General features: G+C 74.5%; 3 protein-coding genes. 2 read left to right on the forward strand and 1 reads right to left on the reverse strand.

Going from position 1 to position 3,329, the window contains the following annotated elements:
* The coding region (locus GV155_RS19695) for a dolichyl-phosphate-mannose--protein mannosyltransferase (RefSeq protein WP_160011916.1) at window positions 1-1,648 on the forward strand (1,648 nt) is incomplete at its 5' end.
* 33 nt (window positions 1,649-1,681) lie between these two features.
* On the opposite strand, the gene GV155_RS19700 is transcribed toward GV155_RS19695, so the two are convergent.
* A complete protein-coding gene (locus GV155_RS19700; RefSeq protein ID WP_160011918.1) occupies window positions 1,682-2,512 on the reverse strand; it encodes an alpha/beta hydrolase family protein in 831 nt (276 codons plus the stop codon).
* Between the two features lie 331 nt (window positions 2,513-2,843).
* Here GV155_RS19700 and GV155_RS19705 point away from each other — a divergent pair.
* The coding region (locus GV155_RS19705; RefSeq protein WP_201300386.1) for a hypothetical protein at window positions 2,844-3,329 on the forward strand (486 nt) is incomplete at its 3' end.

Raw genomic sequence — 3,329 nt, forward strand, 5'->3', positions numbered from 1 at the left:
ACCCGGTCCCGGCGACACCGCGGCCGCCCCGCCCCGCCGCGAGAGCCGCTGGATCGGCTGGGGCGCCCCGCTCGGCGTCACCGTGCTGGCGCTGGTGATGCGGCTGTGGGACCTCGGCTCGCCGCGCTCGTTCGCCTTCGACGAGACCTACTACGCCAAGGACGCGTGGTCGATGCTCAACCACGGCTACGTCCGTGGCTACGTCGACGGGGCCGACGAGAAGATCCTGGACGGCACCAGCACCGGGATCTGGACCGACGACCCGTCGATGATCGTGCACCCCGAGGTCGGCAAGTGGCTGATCGCGCTCGGCGAGAAGGCCTTCGGCATGGACCCCTTCGGCTGGCGGGTCTCCGCCGCGGTCGCGGGGGGGCTGATGGTGCTGGTGATGTGCCGCCTCGCGCGCCGGCTGACCGGGTCGACCCTGCTCGGCTGCCTGGCCGGGCTGCTGCTGATGCTCGACGGCGTCCACCTCGTGCTGTCCCGGCTGGCCCTGCTCGACATCTTCCTGGCGCTCTTCCTGCTCTGCGGCGTGGCCTGCGTGGTCAACGACCGGGCGTGGTTCCGCGCGCGGCTGGCCCGCGCCACGGCCGGCGTGCCCGTCCGCGGCGGCTGGGGGCCGGTCCGCGCGCTGCTCTGGCGTCCCTGGCTGCTCACCGGCGGCGTCGTGTGGGGCCTGGCGCTCGGCACGAAGTGGACCGCCGCCTTCCCCCTGGCCGCCTTCGGGATCCTGGTCTGGCTCTGGAGCGCCGGTGCGCGCCGCTCGGCAGGGGTACGCCGGGCGCGGCTGCGCTCGGCCGTCGTCGACGGGCTGCCCGCGTTCGTGCACCTGGTCGGGGTCGCCGCGGTCGTCTACGTCGCGACCTGGGGCGGGTGGCTGGCCAACGCCGCGGCCTACGAGGAGTCGCTCTCCTCGACGCAGTACACGCGCTTCGTGGCCGAGGGGCCCTGCGTCGACGGCGAGACCGGCAACGAGGAGGCGGAGACGGGGTCGTGGCCGACCGCGTCCGAGCCCGACGCCAGCGGCCCGGGCGAGATCGTGCAGTCGTTGCGCTCGCTCTGGTACTACCACCAGGACGTCTACACCTTCCACGCCCACTACCTGAACTGCTCGACGCACACCTACGCCTCCGACCCGCTCGGCTGGCCGCTGCTCAACCGGCCGGTGGGCATCTCCGCCGACACCGACATCGCGCCCGGTACGGACGGCTGCACCGCGCCCGCGGGCAGCGACTGCCTGCGCCAGGTGCTGCTGATCGGCACCCCGGTGATCTGGTGGGGCGGCCTGCTCGCCCTGCTCGGCGCGGTCGCGCTGTGGGTGGGCCGGCGGGACTGGCGCGCCCAGCTGGCGGTGGTCGGGGCGCTGGCGACCTGGCTGCCGTGGCTGCAGTACGACGACCGCCCGATCTTCTTCTTCTACGCCGTCGCGATGCTGCCGTTCCTGGTGCTGGCCGTCGTGCTGTGCCTGGGCCGGCTCATCGGACCGCCGGGTGGGAGCAGCCGCAGGCGTACCGTCGGCGTGGTCGTGGCCGGGTCGTTCCTGGTCCTGGTCGTGCTCAACGCGGCGTGGTTCTGGCCGCTGTGGACCGACCAGCTGCTCACCCGCGGGGAGTGGCTGGACCGGATGTGGTTCGCCCGCTGGATCTGAGCCCGCCCCCGGGCCGACCGGTCAGCCGACCGGTCAGTCGGCGCGCGAGGTCTCGTCCGCGTCCTCGGGCAGGCAGGTGTTGGCGAAGGACAGCACGTCGCGGCCGTTGAAGTGCTCCTCGTCCTGGTGCCCGCCGTAGACCAGCACCGGCTCGACGTCGGCACCCGCGGCGGAGAGGCTCTCCACGAAGGGCTCGGCGTTCTCGGCGTAGACCACCTGCGGGTCGTCGCGCGAGGCGATCAACCGGTAGCGGGTCTCGGTCGGCAGGGCGTCCACGGACCGGATCGGGTCGCGCTCGGGCGGCACGTCGCGCCCGAAGGACCTGCGGATCCACTTGTCGGCGAGGGGCACGCCGCCCATGTCGTTCAACGAGAGGGCCGGCCGCACGCCGTACCAGCAGGTCGGCGGCTCGGCGCCGTTGACCAGCGCGTTCAGCGACGTCGTGCCACCCATCGACCCGGCGACGAAGACGTCGGGTGTGAGCCCGGTCTGCTCCTCGGCCCAGGCGGTGAGCAGGTCGACGTCACGGGTGGAGGCCGGGTTGCCCCAGGACGCGCCGTGGAAGTTCGACGACGCGACGGCCCAGCCGTCGCGGCTCAGGGTCTGCAGGAAGGGGTCGTCCATCCGGACGTCCTCGTCGCCGGCCTGGCCGTGGAACCAGACGACCAGGCCCTTCGGCTCGACGCCACCGCCCGGCAGGTTGAGGCGGACGCCCTGGCCCTCGAGCTCCGAGCGCACGGTCTCCCCCGGCAGCTCGCCGGCGTCGACGCTGGTCAGCGGCACGACGCCCACGGCCAGCACGAGCGCGAGCACGCCCGCGAGCAGCCACGGCCAGCGCCGCGCACCCTGGTCCTCGCTCGTCACCGGGCCAGTATCAGGTACCGCTGGGAGTCGCGCCTTACCAACGCCGACTTCGGCGCCCACGACTCCGCGGGAGGGGCCGGTCCGAGCGGGTGCGGCTCAGCGGGTGCGGCGGCGTCCGCCGAGAGAGGCGTCGGCGTTGAACGCCCACAGCGTCCAGCCGTCGAGACGGCGCAGCAGGCGGGAGGTGGCGGAGGTCGTCGTCATGGTGGTGGCCCTTCGGGTGGGGGTTCGTGCGGGTCCTTCCAGTGTGGGGACCTGACTTGGATCGATCCAAGAGGACCGCCGCATGATCCGCCTCACGCGACGTGCGTCACGGCCGTAGGCTGCCGCCGTGGTCACGTCGGACGCCGTGCGCGCGAGCGCCCTGGGGCTCGTCTGCGGGCTCGGCGCGGTACTCGCCCACGCCGGCGCGGCCGGCCACGCGGTCGGCACCGGTCCCGCCCTGCTGCTCACCGCCCTCGGGCTCGCCGTCGGGCCCGTCCTCGTCCGTCGCGCCACGCCCGCCCGGGTCCTCGTCGGCGCGCTGGCGGTGCAGGCGGCCGGTCACGGCCTGCTGGCCCTGGCGCCGTCGCCCGCGACCACCCACCAGGGGATGACCGGCATGACCGGCGCGGGCGGCCACGGACTGCTGGACGGCGGCGTCGCGATGCTCGGCGGGCACCTGGCGGTCGCGCTGGTCACCACCCTGCTGGCCCTGCGCGCCGACCGGGCCGTGCGAGCGGTCGTCGACGCGACGCTTGCCCGGCTCGTGCCGCCACCGACGCCCGGCGCACCCCGGCCGGTGGCCCGCCTCCCGCGGACCGCCCCGGTCGTACGA

The sequence above is a fragment of the Nocardioides sp. AX2bis genome, assembly GCF_902506435.1.
Classification (GTDB): Bacteria; Actinomycetota; Actinomycetes; order Propionibacteriales; family Nocardioidaceae; genus Nocardioides.